Source organism: Salinisphaera sp. T5B8 (assembly GCF_040361255.1).
In the GTDB taxonomy this organism is placed as follows: domain Bacteria; phylum Pseudomonadota; class Gammaproteobacteria; order Nevskiales; family Salinisphaeraceae; genus Salinisphaera.
In genome coordinates this window covers 166504-183032 of the sequence record NZ_APNG01000007.1, presented here as the reverse complement: position 1 = coordinate 183032, position 16529 = coordinate 166504, and the positions used below count along the sequence as shown (strand labels likewise).

At 61.3% G+C, this 16529-nt stretch carries 17 protein-coding genes and 1 tRNA gene; 1 reads left to right on the top strand and 17 read right to left on the bottom strand.

Annotated elements, in window-relative coordinates:
* A complete protein-coding gene (locus T5B8_RS08555; protein ID WP_353177937.1) occupies positions 1-435 on the top strand; it encodes a PIN-like domain-containing protein in 435 nt (144 codons plus the stop codon).
* 134 nt (positions 436-569) lie between these two features.
* Here T5B8_RS08555 and T5B8_RS08550 read toward each other — a convergent pair whose 3' ends face one another.
* The 17 genes from T5B8_RS08550 to T5B8_RS08470 form a co-directional block, all read right to left on the bottom strand.
* A complete protein-coding gene (locus T5B8_RS08550) occupies positions 570-842 on the bottom strand; it encodes a hypothetical protein (protein ID WP_353177935.1) in 273 nt (90 codons plus the stop codon).
* Positions 843-980: 138 nt separating this feature from the next.
* Positions 981-3110: a polyribonucleotide nucleotidyltransferase gene (gene pnp / locus T5B8_RS08545; RefSeq protein ID WP_353177933.1), complete on the bottom strand. Its 2130-nt coding sequence runs from the start codon at positions 3108-3110 to the stop codon at positions 981-983.
* An 88-nt stretch (positions 3111-3198) separates the two neighbouring features.
* Entirely contained in the window at positions 3199-3468 is a 270-nt protein-coding gene (gene rpsO / locus T5B8_RS08540; RefSeq protein ID WP_293627266.1) for a 30S ribosomal protein S15, read from the bottom strand.
* A gap of 258 nt (positions 3469-3726) precedes the next feature.
* The gene (gene truB / locus T5B8_RS08535) at positions 3727-4650 is read right to left on the bottom strand and encodes a tRNA pseudouridine(55) synthase TruB (protein ID WP_353177931.1); all 924 of its coding nucleotides are present in this window, start codon (positions 4648-4650) and stop codon (positions 3727-3729) included.
* The gene (gene rbfA, locus T5B8_RS08530) at positions 4637-5068 is read right to left on the bottom strand and encodes a 30S ribosome-binding factor RbfA (protein WP_353177929.1); all 432 of its coding nucleotides are present in this window, start codon (positions 5066-5068) and stop codon (positions 4637-4639) included. Before rbfA ends, truB begins: the two co-directional genes overlap by 14 nt.
* A 21-nt stretch (positions 5069-5089) precedes the next feature.
* A complete protein-coding gene (gene infB, locus T5B8_RS08525; protein ID WP_353177927.1) occupies positions 5090-7717 on the bottom strand; it encodes a translation initiation factor IF-2 in 2628 nt (875 codons plus the stop codon).
* A 69-nt stretch (positions 7718-7786) separates the two neighbouring features.
* Positions 7787-9310, bottom strand: coding sequence for a transcription termination factor NusA (gene nusA, locus T5B8_RS08520; RefSeq protein WP_353177925.1), 1524 nt, complete (start codon positions 9308-9310; stop codon positions 7787-7789).
* A gap of 60 nt (positions 9311-9370) precedes the next feature.
* The gene (gene rimP / locus T5B8_RS08515) at positions 9371-9823 is read right to left on the bottom strand and encodes a ribosome maturation factor RimP (protein ID WP_353177923.1); all 453 of its coding nucleotides are present in this window, start codon (positions 9821-9823) and stop codon (positions 9371-9373) included.
* 53 nt (positions 9824-9876) lie between these two features.
* Positions 9877-9953 (bottom strand) — tRNA-Met (locus tag T5B8_RS08510).
* A 112-nt stretch (positions 9954-10065) separates the two neighbouring features.
* On the bottom strand, positions 10066-10464 hold the full coding sequence (locus T5B8_RS08505; protein WP_353177921.1) for a CBS domain-containing protein: 399 nt from the start codon (positions 10462-10464) through the stop codon (positions 10066-10068).
* Entirely contained in the window at positions 10464-10652 is a 189-nt protein-coding gene (locus T5B8_RS08500; RefSeq protein ID WP_353177919.1) for a hypothetical protein, read from the bottom strand. Before T5B8_RS08500 ends, T5B8_RS08505 begins: the two co-directional genes overlap by 1 nt.
* Positions 10649-11710 carry an FAD:protein FMN transferase gene (locus T5B8_RS08495; protein WP_353177918.1) on the bottom strand — a complete coding sequence of 354 codons (1062 nt, stop codon included), beginning with the start codon at positions 11708-11710 and terminating at the stop codon, positions 10649-10651. The genes T5B8_RS08500 and T5B8_RS08495 overlap by 4 nt, the downstream gene beginning before the upstream one ends.
* Positions 11711-11894: 184 nt before the next feature.
* On the bottom strand, positions 11895-13124 hold the full coding sequence (gene nqrF, locus T5B8_RS08490; protein ID WP_353177917.1) for an NADH:ubiquinone reductase (Na(+)-transporting) subunit F: 1230 nt from the start codon (positions 13122-13124) through the stop codon (positions 11895-11897).
* Between the two features lie 30 nt (positions 13125-13154).
* Entirely contained in the window at positions 13155-13763 is a 609-nt protein-coding gene (gene nqrE, locus T5B8_RS08485) for an NADH:ubiquinone reductase (Na(+)-transporting) subunit E (protein ID WP_353177916.1), read from the bottom strand.
* A 24-nt stretch (positions 13764-13787) separates the two neighbouring features.
* The gene (locus tag T5B8_RS08480) at positions 13788-14453 is read right to left on the bottom strand and encodes an NADH:ubiquinone reductase (Na(+)-transporting) subunit D (protein WP_353177914.1); all 666 of its coding nucleotides are present in this window, start codon (positions 14451-14453) and stop codon (positions 13788-13790) included.
* Positions 14454-14455: 2 nt separating this feature from the next.
* Complete coding sequence (locus T5B8_RS08475) at positions 14456-15265, bottom strand: Na(+)-translocating NADH-quinone reductase subunit C (RefSeq protein ID WP_353177912.1); 810 nt, start codon at positions 15263-15265, stop codon at positions 14456-14458.
* Positions 15266-15268: 3 nt separating this feature from the next.
* Entirely contained in the window at positions 15269-16528 is a 1260-nt protein-coding gene (locus T5B8_RS08470; RefSeq protein ID WP_353177911.1) for an NADH:ubiquinone reductase (Na(+)-transporting) subunit B, read from the bottom strand.
* Position 16529: the final 1 nt, after the last annotated feature.

Genomic DNA, 16529 nt, shown 5'->3' with positions numbered 1-16529 from the left:
TTGAAGATCGCCTTTGATGAGAATGTACCCATCAAAATGGTTAGGCTTTTCAAGGCGTTAACCAGCGAAGACTCTTTGCTGCCAAGTTTTGAGTTTGTTTCGGCTGCGGAATACACGGACGGCTCAAAGCAAGAATCCGATGTACCTTGGATTGAATCATTTAGTGCAGATGGCGGACAGGTGGTCATCTCTGGCGACGTCGCTATGCATGCCCGGCCGCACGAGAGAAAGGCGTACAGAGATGCGGGGTTAATCGTATTCTTCTTTGCCTCTAAATGGGGAAACATGAAATTGTTCCCACGTAGCGCAATGTTACTTAGGTGGTGGCCGAGGATTGAGGAACAAATAGCTAAGTCGTCACCCAAGCAGTGTTGGCAAATACCTGTCACCTGGAACGGCGAAGAAATGCGCGAGGTAACCGGTCCCGATGACTAGAGAAACGTCAGAATCAGAGTCAAACAGGCGAATGAACGATGTGCTTAAGCGTATGCTCAACACGCCACCGCCACCGAGGCGCCAACCCAAGGACAAGAAAAAGCCCGCCAAATAGGCGGGCTTTTTTGTGAGCACTATGAATCAGAAGGACCCTTATTACGATTGCCTCGGTGTTTCACCGCGATTTCTAGAGCCGAAGAAATGCGATCGGCCTGTTCGCGAGCGCCAGTTAACGTGGCCTCTGAAACGGTGGTTTGCACGTCTTTTGCTAGGGCCATTTCGCGCGACTTATCGAACGCATCCTGCAATGCAGACGAATCAGGATGAGAGCGAATAAGCGCTATGCAAAATGTATTGAGCGTGTTGACTTGGCCAATTAGGTAGTCGGTCTTTTCATCACTATTCATGCTGCGGTTACGAATGGGCAGTAACTCCAACCATACCGAACTTACTTGGGTTCGTTAAGTATATAACACCCATAAAAAAGGCGCCCCGCAGGGCGCCTTTCGATCCGTCGATCGCGTGATCGTGCGCTAGGCGCTCGATCAGCTGTCGGCCTGGTCCTCGGCCGGCTTCTCGGCCAGTTCCTTCATCGACAGGCGCACACGGCCCTGACGGTCGACTTCCAGCACCTTGACCTTGACGGTCTGGCCTTCGGAGAGCTCGTCGCTGACCTTTTCGACACGATGATCGGCAATCTGGGAGATATGCACGAGGCCATCTCGGCCCGGTACCAGATTCACGAACGCGCCGAAGTCCACGATACGCACCACCTTGCCTTCGTAAACCTGGCCGGCTTCGATATCGCGGGTGATGTCTTCGATACGCTTGATCGCCATATCGGCCGCCGATTTATCGACCGCGGCGACATGGATGGTGCCGTCATCCTCGATATCGATCGACGCGCCGGTTTCCTCGGTGATCGAGCGAATCGTCGCACCACCCTTGCCGATCACGTCGCGAATCTTGTCGGAATCGATCTTGATGGTGAAGATGCGCGGCGCCCACTCGGAGACTTCCTGACGCGGCTTGTCGATCGCCTGATTCATTACATCCAGGATATGCAGGCGGCCTTCCTTGGCCTGGTCGAGGGCGACCTGCATGATTTCCCGGGTGATGCCGGCAATCTTGATATCCATCTGCAGCGCGGTGATGCCGTCGGTGGAACCGGCGACCTTGAAGTCCATATCGCCCAGATGATCTTCGTCGCCGAGAATGTCGGTGAGCACGGCGAACTTGTCGCCTTCCTTGATCAGGCCCATGGCCACACCGGCCACCGGCGCCTTGATCGGCACGCCCGCATCCATGAGCGCGAGGCTGGTGCCGCAGACCGATGCCATCGACGAGGAGCCGTTGGATTCGGTGACTTCCGACACCACGCGCATGACGTAGGGGAATTCCTTTTCCAGATCCGGCAGTACGCCCATGATCGCGCGCTTGGCCAGCTTGCCGTGACCGATTTCACGACGCTTGGGGCTGCCCATGAAGCCGGTCTCGCCCACGCTGTAGGGCGGGAAGTTGTAGTGCAGCATGAACGGGTCGTCGTACTTGCCTTCGACCGCGTCGATCATCTGCGCATCGCGACCGGTGCCGAGCGTGGTGACGACCAGTGCCTGGGTTTCACCACGCGTGAACAGCGCCGAGCCGTGGGTACGCGGCAGTACGCCGGTCTTGATGTCCAGCGCGCGCACGGTACGCGTGTCGCGGCCGTCGATACGCGGCTGACCTTCGAGAATGCGCGAACGCACGGTGGTCTTTTCCAGCGAGCCGAGCGCGGCCTTCACGTCGTCGCGGCTCCAGCCCTCTTCGCCTTCTTCTGCGGCCAGTTCGGCCACAACGGCGTCCTTGATTTCGCTCAGGCGCGCACCGCGATCCTGCTTGTCGGCGATCTGGTAGGCCTCGACGACGTCGTTCTTGGCCACACGCTCGACAGCTTCAGCCAGGGATTCATCCTTGGCCGGGGCCTGCCAGTCCCATTTGGGCTTGCCGGCTTCGGCGACCATCGCTTCGATGGCCTGAATGGCGGCCTGAATCTGCTCGTGGCCGAACAGCACGGCGCCCAGCATGATGTCTTCGGAAAGCTGCTTGGCTTCGGATTCGACCATCAGCACGGCATCGGCAGTGCCGGCAACGACCAGGTTCAAATCGCTGGTCTTGAGCTGGGTCGCGCTCGGGTTGAGCACATATTCGCCGTCGGCATAGCCCACGCGTGCACCACCGATCGGGCCGGCGAACGGCAGGCCGGCGAGACAGAGTGCAGCCGAGGCGCCGATCATGGCCGGGATATCGGCATCGATCTCGGGATCGACCGACATGACCGTCGCCACGATCTGGACTTCGTTATAGAAGCCTTTCGGGAACAGCGGGCGGATCGGACGGTCGATCAGGCGGCAGGTGAGCGTTTCCTTTTCGCCCGGACGCCCTTCACGCTTGAAGAAGCCGCCGGGAATCTTGCCGCCGGCGTAGGTGCGTTCCTGATAGTTGACGGTCAGCGGGAAGAAGGCGGCGTTCGGCGCGGCTTCTTTCTTGCCCACCGCGGTGACGAGCACCACGGTGTCGCCCATGCTCACCTTCACGGCGCCGTCGGCCTGACGCGCGATCTCACCCGTTTCGAGGGTGACCGCATGTTCGCCGAACTGGAAGGTCTGTTTACTGGTAACGGTGACGTTGCTCACTAGAATTATCCTGTGTCTTTCAAACAAAAAAGCGCCCGGCTCGGTGTACCGAGGGGCGCTTTCATTGGCTGGGATCTGATGATCGCGCTTAGCGACGCAGACCCAGCTCGCTGATCAGAGCCTTGTAACGCGAAGCATCACGACGCTTGATGTAGTCAAGCAGCTTGCGGCGCTGGTTAACCATCTTCAGCAGCCCGCGACGGGAATGATGATCACCCTTGTGGGCATTGAAATGATCGCCCAGCTGGGTGATACGCGTGGTCAGCAACGCGACCTGAACTTCCGGGGAACCGGTATCGCCGGTACCACGGCTGTACTTGTTGATGACTTCCGCTTTTTCTTCGGTGGACAGGGCCATGTTTACTCCTGAATAACAATACAAACACCGCAGCCCCGCCTAGCTGGAGCAACCCGGCCTTTTCCAAACAGCAAGCCGGGAGGAGACTTTCGTCTCTCATCCCCACGAAACGGTTTGGAAAAAGCCCGTGCGCTCCGGTCACCGGGCGGCAGCCGCCTGTGCCGCGAGGCGCATATTCTAGCGGCTTGACGACGCGCTGTACAACACGTTTTGTACGATGCGCATAGGGCTGGCACCAACTGCGCGCGCCGATACCTATTAGCGTTGCGGGCGGGCGAACAGACGCCGCGGCGCCAGTCGACCGTGCGCGTCGATATACCCCAGGCCGAGCAGCAAACCGCTCTCATCCTGGATACAAAGCGTCGTTTCGGCATCGACTTCGATCGGGCAGTCGACCGCGCGTCCGTGGCCCATGGCCGCGGCATCTTCCGGGCCAAGTACCGCCCGCGGCCAGTCGGCCACCGCGACCGACACTGGCAACAGCCAATCGGCCATCGACTGGCCGGACTCCGCGCGGGCTTCGATGTCGGCGAGCGGGATCATGCCGAGCTCGGCGCCCAGACGCCCGATCGCGGTCCGACGCAAGGTGCCCACATGAGCCACACTGCCCCAGGCCGCGGCGATATCCTCGACCAACGTACGGATATAGGTTCCGCTGGATACGCGCGCATCAAGAGTGAACGTGTCGGCGTCGCAGGCCACCAGTTCGAGTTCATGCACGGTAATCGGGCGCGGCGCACGTTCGACCGTTTCGCCGGCGCGGGCATGTTCGTACAACCGCTTACCGTCTTTCTTGAGCGCCGAGTACATCGGCGGAATCTGCTGCTGGGCGCCCAGAAACCGGGTGAGAATCCGTTCCAGCTCTTCTGTCTCGGGTATGGCGAGTTCGCTGGAGGCAACGATCTCGCCCTCCCGATCGCCGGTCGCGGTCTGCATGCCATGAATCGCGGTTACACGATAGCGCTTGTCCGCAGCAAGCAGGTACGACGATACCTTGGTCGCCTCGCCCAGACAGACGGGCAACAGCCCGCTGGCCAGCGGATCGAGACTGCCGGTATGACCAGCCTTGCGGGCATCGAACGCACGGCGTACGCGCTGCAAGGCAGCGTTCGACGAGCAACCGAGCGGCTTGTCGAGCAGGATGACGCCGTCGATATCCTGGCCGCGCTTACGACGCCCCATGCGCCTCGCTATCGCCCGCGTCGTCGCCGTCATCGGCCATGGGATCGCCATGACGACGGTCTTCGGCGACGGCCGAGTTGATCACCTGGCGCAGATGCTGGGCATCACGCTCGGTGGTGTCCTCGATAAAGCGCAGATCCGGCATGACGCGCAGATGCAGACGCTTGCCCAGCGCGCGCTTGAGAAAACCGCGCGCTGCCGTCAGGCCCTCGATGGCCTCGTTCGATTGCCCGACGGGGGCGGTGACATCGAAACTGCCCACGAATACCTTGGCGTACTTCAGATCGGCGGAGACTTCCACCGAGGTGATCGCCACCAGACGTACCCGCGGATCTTTCACCTCGGTGGTGATGAGCACGCCCAGCTCGCGCTTGAGCTCCTCGGCCACCCGGTGCTTGCGCGAAAATTCGCGTGCCATGGTTTCGGCTCCCGAGCCGGCTTAAGCCGGCTCGGCTGTCTGGACCGCGCGCTGGACTTCGGTACGCTCGTAGACCTCGATCTGGTCGCCCGGCTTGATGTCGTTGTAGTTCTTGACACCAATACCGCACTCGGTACCAGCCGGCACGCGATTGACGTCGTCCTTATGACGACGCAGCGATTCGAGCTCGCCTTCGTACACCACGACGTTGTCGCGCAGTACGCGGATCGGCTGGCCGCGCACGACGTTACCATCGGCAACCAGACAACCCGCGATCGCACCGAGCTTGGAGGAGCGGAACACATCCCGAACCTCGGCCAGGCCGATGATCTCTTCGCGCACTTCCGTGCCCAACAGACCGCTGACCGCGTCCGTGACGTCCTGGATCGCTTCGTAGATGACGCTGTAATAGCGCACATCCACGCCCGATTCCTGGATCACCTTGCGAGCCTTGGCGTCGGCACGCACGTTGAAGCCGATGATGATCGCCTTGGACGCCAGGGCCAGTTCGACATCGGATTCGCTGATACCGCCCACGCCGCTGGAAATGATCCGGATCTTGACCTCTTCCGACGGGATCTTGCCCAGCGACTCGACCAGCGCTTCCACACTGCCCTGCACGTCGCCCTTGATGAGCAGGTTGAGATCCTTGGTTTCCGACGGACCGTTTTCGCCGATCGCCGAGAACACTTCTTCCAGACGTGCGGCCTGCTGCTGAGCCAGCTTGTTCTCGCGCTCGCGCTCGTCGCGCTGAGCGGCGATTTCCTTGGCCCGCTTCTCGTTGGCCACCACAAACGCATCGTCACCGGCTTCCGGCGTGCCGGACAGACCCAGCACCTCGACCGGAATCGACGGTCCCGCGGATTTAACCTGCTCGCCCAGTTCATTGAACATGGCACGTACACGCCCGAAATACGGCCCCGCCAGAATGGCATCACCGCGCTTGAGCGTACCGGCCTTGACCAGAATCGTGGCCACCGGGCCGCGACCCTTCTCGAGGCTGGATTCGATCACCGTACCGCGCGCCGGCACGTCGATCGGCGCCTTGAACTCGGCGACCTCGGCCTGCAGCAGAATGGCATCCAGCAGATCGTCGATGCCTTCACCGGTATGCGAGGACACCGGCACCACCATGGTATCGCCGCCCCAGTCTTCCGGAATGATGTCTTCCGCCGACAGCCCGCTCTTGACCTTGTCGATATCCGCGGCCGGCACGTCCATCTTGGTGACCGCGACCACGATCGGCACACCCGCGGCACGCGCGTGCTGGATCGATTCCTTGGTCTGCGGCATCACGCCGTCGTCCGCGGCCACGATGAGAATCGCGATATCGGTGATCTCGGCACCGCGGGCACGCATGCGCGTGAACGCAGCATGGCCGGGCGTATCGATGAACGTGATCGCGCCCTTGTCGTGTTTCACGTGGTAGGCGCCGATATGCTGGGTAATGCCGCCGGCTTCGCCCGCCTGCACCTTGGTACGGCGGATATAGTCCAGCAGCGAGGTCTTGCCGTGGTCGACATGGCCCATGATCGTGACCACCGGCGCCCGGGTGACGCCTTCAACCTCTTCTTCCTCGGCACGGACTTCGTCGATGAGCGTCTCTTCGGCGCTCTCCGACTTCACCGGCTTGGGATTGTGGCCCATCTCCTCAACCAGCAGATACGCCGTATCCTGATCGACGGTCTGGTTGATGGTGGCCATCACGCCCAGCTTCATCATGCGCTTGAGCAGATCGCCGCCCTTGACCGCCATACGCTGGGCGAGCTCGGCTACGGTGATCAGTTCCGGGATTTCCACATCGCGTACGACCGGCGCGGTCGGCCGCTCGAAACCGTGTTCGGTTGCGACATTGACCTTGCTGGCGCTGCGCGTGACCCGCTTCTTCTTGCTCTTGCGCCGGCCCTGCTTGCCTTCGGCGACATGCAGTTCCTTGCGCTTGCCGCGATTCTTTTCGCGCTCGACGTCTTCTTCCGTGCGACCGTGGCTCTGTGCGGCACGGCGCAGGTTTTCCTGTGCACGCGAGCGCGCATCGTCGACCTTGACCGTGCGCTTGGCCCGCTCTTTTTCCAGCGCTTCGCGATCGGCCTTTTCCTTGGCCTCGCGCTGCGCGTTGATCTCGGCTTCGCGCTTGGCCCGTTCCTCGGCCTGCTGGCGCAGCGCTTCTTCCTGCTCGCGCTGGGCCTTGGCCTCGGCTTCGGCGCGCTCGGCCTCTTCGCGGCGTGCCTGTTCGGCCGCCTCCTGGGCCACGCGATCCTGTTCTGCGCGTTCGGCCTCGGCCCGCGCCTGGTCTTCCTGGTCACGCGCCTGTTGCTCGGCCTGCTCCTGACGGTTGACGTAGGTGCGACGCTTGCGCACTTCCACGCTCACCGTACGGCCCGAGGTCGCGCCCCGGCCGGTATTCACCTTCAGCTCGGAGGTCGACCGCCGCCGTAGCGACACACCGCTTTTGCGGGTGCCAAGCTTGCCGCCGGAACGAGACGTGCTGCCGCTGTCACGAAGATGCCGCAGCAACTTGAGCTTGTCGTCGTCGCTAATGCCGTCGCTCTCCGTAGAAGCGGAGACACCGGCTTCGGCCAAGCGCGTGATCAGTCGCTCCACCGGAATACCGACTTCCGATGCCAGCTGTTTGACTGTCGTTTGCGCCATATTCTGCTTACTCCATGGGGCCCGCGCTGGTGCGTCGCCGCGCCGGGCGTCCGTTTATTCAGGACAATTCTATTCGGCGTCGGCCTGCTCGTCAGCAAACCAGTGCGCCCGCGCAGCCATAATCAGCTCGCCGGCACGTGCCTCATCCATATCGACCATCTCGACGAGTTCATCTGCACCCAGTTCAGCCAGATCGTCGCGCGAGAGGATACCGTTTTCCGCAAGCCGTGCGGCCAGTTCTTCATCGACACCCTCGACCTCGTAGAGATCATCTTCGGGTTCGTCGCCGCCTTCGACGCTGGAAATCGCCTTCGAGAGCAGATAATCGCGGGCGCGATTACGCAGTTCCTCGACGATATCCTCGTCGAATTCCTCGATCTCGGCGAGCTCGTCAAGCGGCACGTAGGCGATTTCTTCGGTCGTGGTAAAGCCTTCCTGCACCAGGATGACCGCCACTTCGTCGTCGACATCCAGCTGATCGCGGAACATCGCCTGCAAGGCCTCGCCTTCGGCTTCGCTCTTGGCGTCGGCATCTTCGACGGTCATCACGTTGAGCTTCCAGCCGGTCAGCTCCGAGGCCAGACGGATATTCTGACCGCCACGACCAATCGCCTTGGCGAGCACGTCTTCGGCGACCGCCAGATCCATGCTGTTCGAATCTTCGTCGAGTACGATCGACTCGACCTCGGCCGGCGCCATCGCGTTAATCACGAACTGGGCCGGGTTTTCGTTCCACATGATGATGTCGATGCGTTCGCCGGCGAGCTCGTTCGACACGCTCTGTACGCGCGAACCGCGCATGCCCACACAGGCACCCACGGGATCGATACGCCGATCCTTGGCGAGCACCGATATCTTGGCGCGCAGCCCCGGATCGCGGGCCGCACCGCGCAGTTCGATCAGGCCCTGACCGACTTCCGGGACTTCCAGCTTGAACAGCTCAAGCAGAAATTCCGGCTTGGTGCGCGACACGAACAGCTGCGGGCCGCGTTGTTCGGGCCGCACGTCGTAGAGATAGCCACGTACGCGATCGCCCGGGCGCATCGGCTCGCGCGGAATCATCTGATCGCGCGGGATAATGGCCTCGGCATTGCCGCCCAGATCCAGAATCACCGCGCCGCGCTCCATGCGCTTGACCAGCCCCGTAATCAGCTCGCCAACGCGATGCTTGTACTGATCCACGATCTGGGCGCGCTCAGCTTCGCGCACCTTCTGCACGATGACCTGCTTGGCGGCCTGGGCGGCGATACGGCCGAATTCGACCGATTCCATCGGCTCTTCGATGAACTCGCCGGCCTGGATATCCGGGTGGTTTTCGCGCGCGGCTTCGAGCGAGATTTCGCGCTCGGGCGCTTCGATGAACACCGGCTCGCCATCCTCGCCTTCGGCGCCCGGCTCGATGACCTGCCAGCGGCGGAAGGTTTCGTAGTGGCCGGTCTTGCGGTCGACCGCGACACGCACAGCAATCTCGCCGCCGTGCTTCTTGCGCGTCGCCGAGGCCAGCGCGGCTTCGATCGCTTCGAAAATGATCTCTCGATCGACGCCTTTTTCGTTGGAAACCGCCTCGGCGACCAATAGGACATTCTTGTTCATCGCTGCCACCCGAAATCGTTCGTGTTGCGTTTGACCGGCAAAACCGCCTCGACAAGGCCTCTATTCTTCAAAAACGGGCTCCAGTCGGGCTTTTGCCATATCACCTGTCGCCAAGCTGTATGTCTGGTCGTCACAGCCCAAATCAACCGTGTCGCCGTTAACGGCGAGAATCGTGCCGCGCAGTTTGCGCTTGCCGCCGACCGGCGCGAACATGTTCACGCGGGCGCGATGGCCGATAAAACGGCGAAAATGTTCGCCGGTAATCAGCGGCCGATCCAGGCCGGGCGACGAGACTTCCAGCTGGTATTCACCGCTGCCTTCGTCTTCGACATCCAGCGCGGCACTCACCTCGTGACTGACTGCTTCACAGTCCTCGAGCGCGATACCGTCCGGCGAGTCGATATACAGACGCAGCACACGGCTGCGCCCCGCACCCACGGATTCGAGATGCCAGAGCTCGTAACCCAGATCAGTGACGATCGGCTCGAGCAGTTCGTGAAGACGTTGCGACATAAAGCGCCAATAAAAAAAGCCCCGCATCGGGGGCTTTTAATCCAACCAAGATGTGGTAGCGGGGGCAGGATTCGAACCTGCGACCTTCGGGTTATGAGCCCGACGAGCTGCCAGACTGCTCCACCCCGCACCCGATGGCGCGAAACTATAATGACTTGGCCTTCATAATGCAAGGGCCTGATTCGCCAATACAGCTTCTACAAAATCGGCCGCCGAACACCTACCTGAAATACAGCGTTCGACTAGCGTTGCCGCTCGAATGCCCGGAGCACGTCGCGACGGGTCAGCATACCGGCCAGACGCCCATTGAGCATCACCGGCAGCGTCTTCATCGACGAGTCCCGGAATATCCGAGCGGCGCTAACAATACTATCTTCTGCGTCCACTGTCACGACTTTTTTCGACATCAGGCGTTCGATGGTGCCCGCGGTGTCGGCGTAATAGCCCGCCTCGAGGGCGATGCCCATCACATCCTTCTCCGACAGAAAGCCGATGATATTGCCCAGGCGGTCGGTGACCGGCGCGCCGGACACCCCGTTTTCGAGCAATAGATGTACCGCACGCAAGACGTCGGTATCGGCGCGAAAGGTCACCATGACCTCGCGCATATGATCCTTTATGAGCAGCGACGGGGCCGACATCAGTGCGAGCCGGCCTTGTCGTCCGTCGGACAACTGCCGCCCTTGCTACAGGCACAATCGCCGCCACCGACGCCGCCGCAGCTACCCTTGATCTCGCGTCCGGTCACCATGACCCCGACGGCCATGCCGGCGACGACCAGCGCCATGACCGCGAAGGCCACCAGCGTGAGTATTACGAGCTGTGTCATTTCGAGTCCTCGATATAGGGTTCGAATGCCTTGGAGTAGCTTTCAGTATACGCGGGTGCCTCGCCACTCACGAACAGCGCGGCCAGCTGGTGTTCGTTGGCATAGCGCAGTCCGGCTTCGGGGCCCATGACCAAAAGCGCGGTCGCCATCGCATCGGCGGTGGTCGCGTCCGGCGCAATGACCGTGACCGCGCGCAAATCGTGGGCCACCGGGCGCCCCGTGCGCGGGTCGATGGTATGCGAAAAACGCCGACCGTCGAGCTCGAAATAGTCGCGATAATCGCCCGAGGTGGTCATACCGGCATTGGCCAGCCCCACCACGCGCTCGATCTCCCGGGTACCGGCCTTGGGTTTTTCGATACCGATACGCCAGGGCGAACGGCCGCGCTTGTTGCCCTTGGCGTAGAGCTCGCCGCCGAGCTCTACGAGATAGCGCTTCGCGCCCAGGGAATCGAGGCGCGCGGCCATCAGATCGACGGTATAGCCCTGGGCCAGACCGGCAAGATCGAGCGTGACGTTGGGCGAGCGCTTGCGCAGTGCTGGCGGATCTTGTCGCACGTCGATGAGGCCGATGCCGGTCTTTTCGCGCGCGGCGGCCAGCTCGTCGGCGGTCGGCAGATGGCTGGGTGCATCGGCGTCGGCACCGAACCCCCAGACCTTGAGAATCGGGCCCAGAGTTACGTCAAACGCGCCCCCGGTCTCCTTGCCAATGGCCAAGGCCTGCGCACTCAACTCGGCAAGCTCGGGTGATACCGAGACCCATTCGCCGGATGGCGCGGCATTGAAACGCACGATCTCGGAATCGTCGCGCCACGTCGACATCTGGGCGTCGATGCGTGCGATAACCGTGCCCATGGCGTCCTTCAGGCCGGCCTCGTCGAGGTCGGCCGGCGGATTCATGACCGTCACGCTATAGGTGGTGCCCTGAGCCGGCCCCTCCACGCGCACCGGCTCGCGCTGCTCACCGGTACAGGCGGCTAGCACGAGCGCGAACGCGAGCGCGAAGAACACGCCACTGGCCGCCCGCGCCGGGCCGAAATCACGAAGTTTGCGATGCATAGGGGTTCCTGCGCGTTATCGACAGCGCGCTTGTCAGCCCGTCATCGGCGGCTGCGGCGCGCTCAACGTAAAAACCCCGCGCTGGCTAAGCCGGACGCGGGGTCGAATGACGGTTACGGGCAACCTGCGCACCACGGCGAGCTCTGCAGGCGAATGCGAAGCCGGCAGCGCGCATAGGCCGACCCTAGCCGCCGAAGTCGTCCAGCATGATGTTTTCCGGCTCCACGCCGAGGTCTTCGAGCATGCTGATCACCGACGCATTCATGATCGGCGGCCCGCAAAGATAGTATTCGCAATCTTCCGGCGCGGGGTGATCCTTGAGGTAGCGCTCATAGAGCACGTTATGAATGAAGCCGGTCTCGCCGGTCCATTCATCCTCTTCCTTGGCGTCGGACAGGGCCACGGTCCAGGTGAAGTTGTCGTTCTCCTGCGCGAGCGTGTCGAAGTCGTTCACATAGAACATCTCACGCTTGGAACGCGCGCCGTACCAGAACGACATCTTGCGGTTGGTCTTGATCCGCCCGAGTTGATCGAAGATGTGCGAACGCATCGGCGCCATACCGGCGCCACCGCCCACGAACACCATCTCGGCGTCGGTATCCTTGGCAAAGAATTCGCCGAACGGTCCGGAAATGAGTACTTCATCGCCCGGCTTGAGCGAGAAGATATAGGAGCTCATTTCGCCCGGCTTGACGTCCGGATTGCGCGGCGGCGGCGTGGCGATCCGGACATTGAGCATGATGATGCCCTTCTCTTCCGGATAGTTCGCCATCGAGTACGCGCGCGTTACCGTTTCGTCGACCTTCGAGACATAGCGCCACAGGTTATGGGTATCCCAGTCCTCATGGAAGCGCTCGTCGATCACGAAGTCCTTGTAAGCCACCTCGTGCGGCGGACAGGTGATCTGGATATAACCGCCGGCGCGGAAATTGACGTGCTCGCCCTCGGGCAGTTCCAGCACCAGTTCCTTGATGAAGGTGGCGACGTTGTCATTGGAGCGCACCTTGCACTTCCACTGCTTGACGCCGAAGACCTCCTCGGGAACCTTGATCTTCATGTCCTGCTTGACGGTCACCTGGCAGGACAGCCGATCCCCTTCGCGCGCTTCGCGCTTGTTGATATGGCTTTCCTCGGTGGGCAGGATCGCGCCGCCGCCTTCGAGCACTTTCACCCGGCACTGGGCGCAGGTGCCGCCGCCACCGCAGGCCGACGACACATAGAGCTTGGAATCGGCCAGTGCGCCCAGCAATTTGGTGCCCACCGCGGCCTTGATCGTCTTTTCGCCGTTAATCTCGATATTGACGTTACCGCTGGCAACAAGCCGCGACTTCGCCAGCAGAATCACCACCACGAGAAACAGGACGACGCCGGTAAAGACGGCGACACCGAGACTGATTTGCGCTAGTTCACCCATGAGTTCTCACGTTCTCGCAAAGCCGCCTATCTAGAGCTGGATACCGGAAAAGGCCATGAAGCCAAGCGACATCAGACCCACAGTGATGAAGGTGATGCCCAGCCCCTGAAGGCCGTCCGGCACATCGGAATACTTGAGCTTTTCGCGTACGCCGGCCAGGGCCGCAATCGCCAGCGCCCAGCCGATGCCACTGCCCAGACCATAGGTCACACTTTCGCCGAAGCCGTAGTCGCGTTCGACCATGAACAGCGAACCGCCCATGATCGCGCAGTTCACGGTAATCAGCGGCAGAAAGATACCCAGGGCCGCATACAGCGCCGGCACGAACCGATCCAGAAACATTTCCAGTATCTGTACGATGGCGGCGATCACGCCGATATAGCTGATCAGCCCGAGAAAGCTCAGATCGGTATTCGGCAGACCGGCCCAGGCCAGCGCGCCTTCCTTGAGCAGGTGCTGGTAGATCAGGTTGTTGACCGGCACGGTCAGGCCTTGCACGACGATAACCGCCACGCCCAGGCCGATCGCGGTCGAGATTTTCTTCGACAGCGCCAGAAAGGTGCACATCCCGAGAAAGAAGGCCAAGGCCAGATTCTCGATGAAGACCGATTTGATCAGGATACTGAGATAGTTTTCCACGTCCTATGCCTCGTCGATCCGTGCTTAGACGATCTCGGTGCGATGCACCTGGTGGATCTGGTAATCGGCTTCTTCGTTCTGTTCCGGTTTCCAGCTGCGCAGGCCCCAGATGAGAAAGCCGATGATAAAGAACGCACTCGGCGGCAGCAGCATGATGCCCAACGGCACATACCAGCCGCCCGCGCTGGCCAGGGGCAGAATCTGATAACCCAGCAGCGATCCCGAACCCAGCAGTTCGCGAATCGTGCCCACCAGCAACAGGATCAGGCTGTAGCCCAGGCCGTTGCCCAGGCCATCGAGAAACGCCAGACCCGGCGGCTCTTTCATGGCAAAGGCTTCGGCACGCCCCATGACGATGCAGTTGGTAATGATCAGGCCGACAAACACGGACATCGACTTGGCCAGGTCATAGGCAAAGGCCTTGAGCACCTGGTCGACCACGATCACCAGCGAGGCGATGATCGTCATCTGCACGATGATACGAATACTCGAGGGGATATGATTACGGATCAGACTGATCGAGAAGTTCGAACAGGCCGTGACCGCGGTCAACGCCACACTCATGAGCAGCGCGGTAGCCACCTGGTTGGTCACCGCCAGCGCGCTGCATATGCCCAGAATCTGCAGCGCGATCGGATTGTTGTTGACCAACGGTTCGGTCAACACCTTCATAGCCTGACTCTGTGCCATGTCTATCCCTCTGCCGAGAGTTTGCCGCTGCGAAGCTTGTCGAGGTACGGCTCGAAGCCGTTTTCGCCCAGCCAGTAGTGGATGGTATTGGATACGCCGCGGCTGGTCAGCGTCGCGCCGGACAGCCCGTCGACCTTGTACTGGGCATTCGGCGTGTTGCTGCCGACGCTGCCCTTGATCACGCTCAGCTCCACGTTGCCATCGTCACCGTAGACTTTCTTGCCGTCCCATTTGGCGCGCCAGCGCGGGTTCTCCACTTCGGCACCGAGGCCCGGCGTTTCACCCTGTTCATAATACTTGATGCCTTCGACGGTGTTCGCGTCCGGCTTGAGCGCGAGAAAGCCGTACATCGTCGACCACAGACCATAGCCATGGATCGGCAGCACGATGGTCTGGAGTTTGCCCTGCTCGTCGTTGACCAGATAGACCTCGGCATATTTCGAGCGTTGCTTGATATCGGCGATATCCTGCGAACGCGGAATCTTGATGCTGGTGTCGGGATCGGAGGCCGCACGACGCTGATCGAACTCGGCCGATTCCATGTCCGGCACATACTCGCCAGTGGACAGATCCACCACGCGCGCTTCGATGCGATCCTTGAAGACCTGATTCACGTCGACATCGGGGCCGCTCGGCAAGCCGGCAACCTCGAGAATGTTGCTGCGCCGATCAGCCTTGGCATTCACCGTCTGCATGGGCTTGAGAAAAGTCGCCGCCGAGGCGACCAGAACCGAACACACCAGACAGACCGCGAGCGCGACCGCGACAACGTAGCCGACCCCATCGCGCGAAAATCCGACAATACCTACCATGATCTACTCCGCGGCGACCGTTTCGGCCGACTTGGCGTTGCGGCTGCCGTTGGCCCCGGCCAGGCGTTTCTGGCGCCGACGCACGTTCGCCTGTACGACAAAATAGTCGATAAGCGGTGCAAAAATGTTGCCAAACAGAATCGCCAGCATGATGCCTTCCGGGAACGCGGGATTGACCACGCGCACGAGGCCGGTCATCACACCGATCAGCGCGCCGTAGATCAACCGGCCCGTATTGGTCATCGATGCACTGACCGGGTCGGTCGCCATGAAGACCGCGCCGAAGGCAAACCCGCCAATCACCAGATGCCAGTACCACGGCATGGCGAACATGGCGTTGGTATCGCTGCCGATAAGATTGAACAGCACGGTAATACCGACTAGGCCACCCACGCAGCCGGCCATGATGCGCCAGGACGCCACCCGCGTATAAAGCAGGAACGCCGCGCCCAGAAGAATCGCGAGCGTGGAGGTCGAACCCAGCGAACCCTGAATATCGCCTGCGAATGCATCCCACCAGGTGATCTGGCTGGTGATTGCACTCATGCCGTCGTTGGCGCCCAGGCCCAGCGGTGTGGCCGCAGACCAGCCATCGACCGCCGTCCATACGCTATCGCCGGACATGTAGGCCGGAAAGGCGAAGAACAGGAAGGCGCGTCCGGTCAGCGCAGGGTTGAGAAAGTTCTTGCCGGTACCGCCGAAGACTTCCTTGCCGACCACGATGCCGAAGGTAATACCCAGCGCGGCCTGCCATAGCGGGATCGCGGGCGGCAGCGTCAGGGTGTAGAGAATCGAGGTCGCGAAGAACCCTTCGTTGATTTCGTGATTGCGAACCGCGGCGAACAGCGCCTCCCAGATCCCGCCGACCACGAAGGTGACGAAATACACCGGCGCGAAATACCAGAAACCGAGAACGAAGTTATCCCAGAAACTGTCCGGGTCGTGGCTGACGCCGAACAGATGCAACGGTACCTGGCGCCAGTTGTCGACGCTGTCGACACCCATTTGCGCCATCGCGAGATTAGCCTGGAAACCGGTGTTCCAGCAGGCCATGAAGATACAGGGGAAGGTCGCCAGCCACACATAGATCATGACCCGCTTGAGGTCGATCCCGTCGCGTACATGCGGCGCCGTGCGGGTGGTATCCGCCGGCGAATAGAGGAACGTATCCACCATTTCGTACAGCGCATAGAAACGCTCGAGCCGCCCGCCCTTGGCGAACAGCGGATGCAAGCGATCCAGCCTTTCTCTCAAACCCGCCATG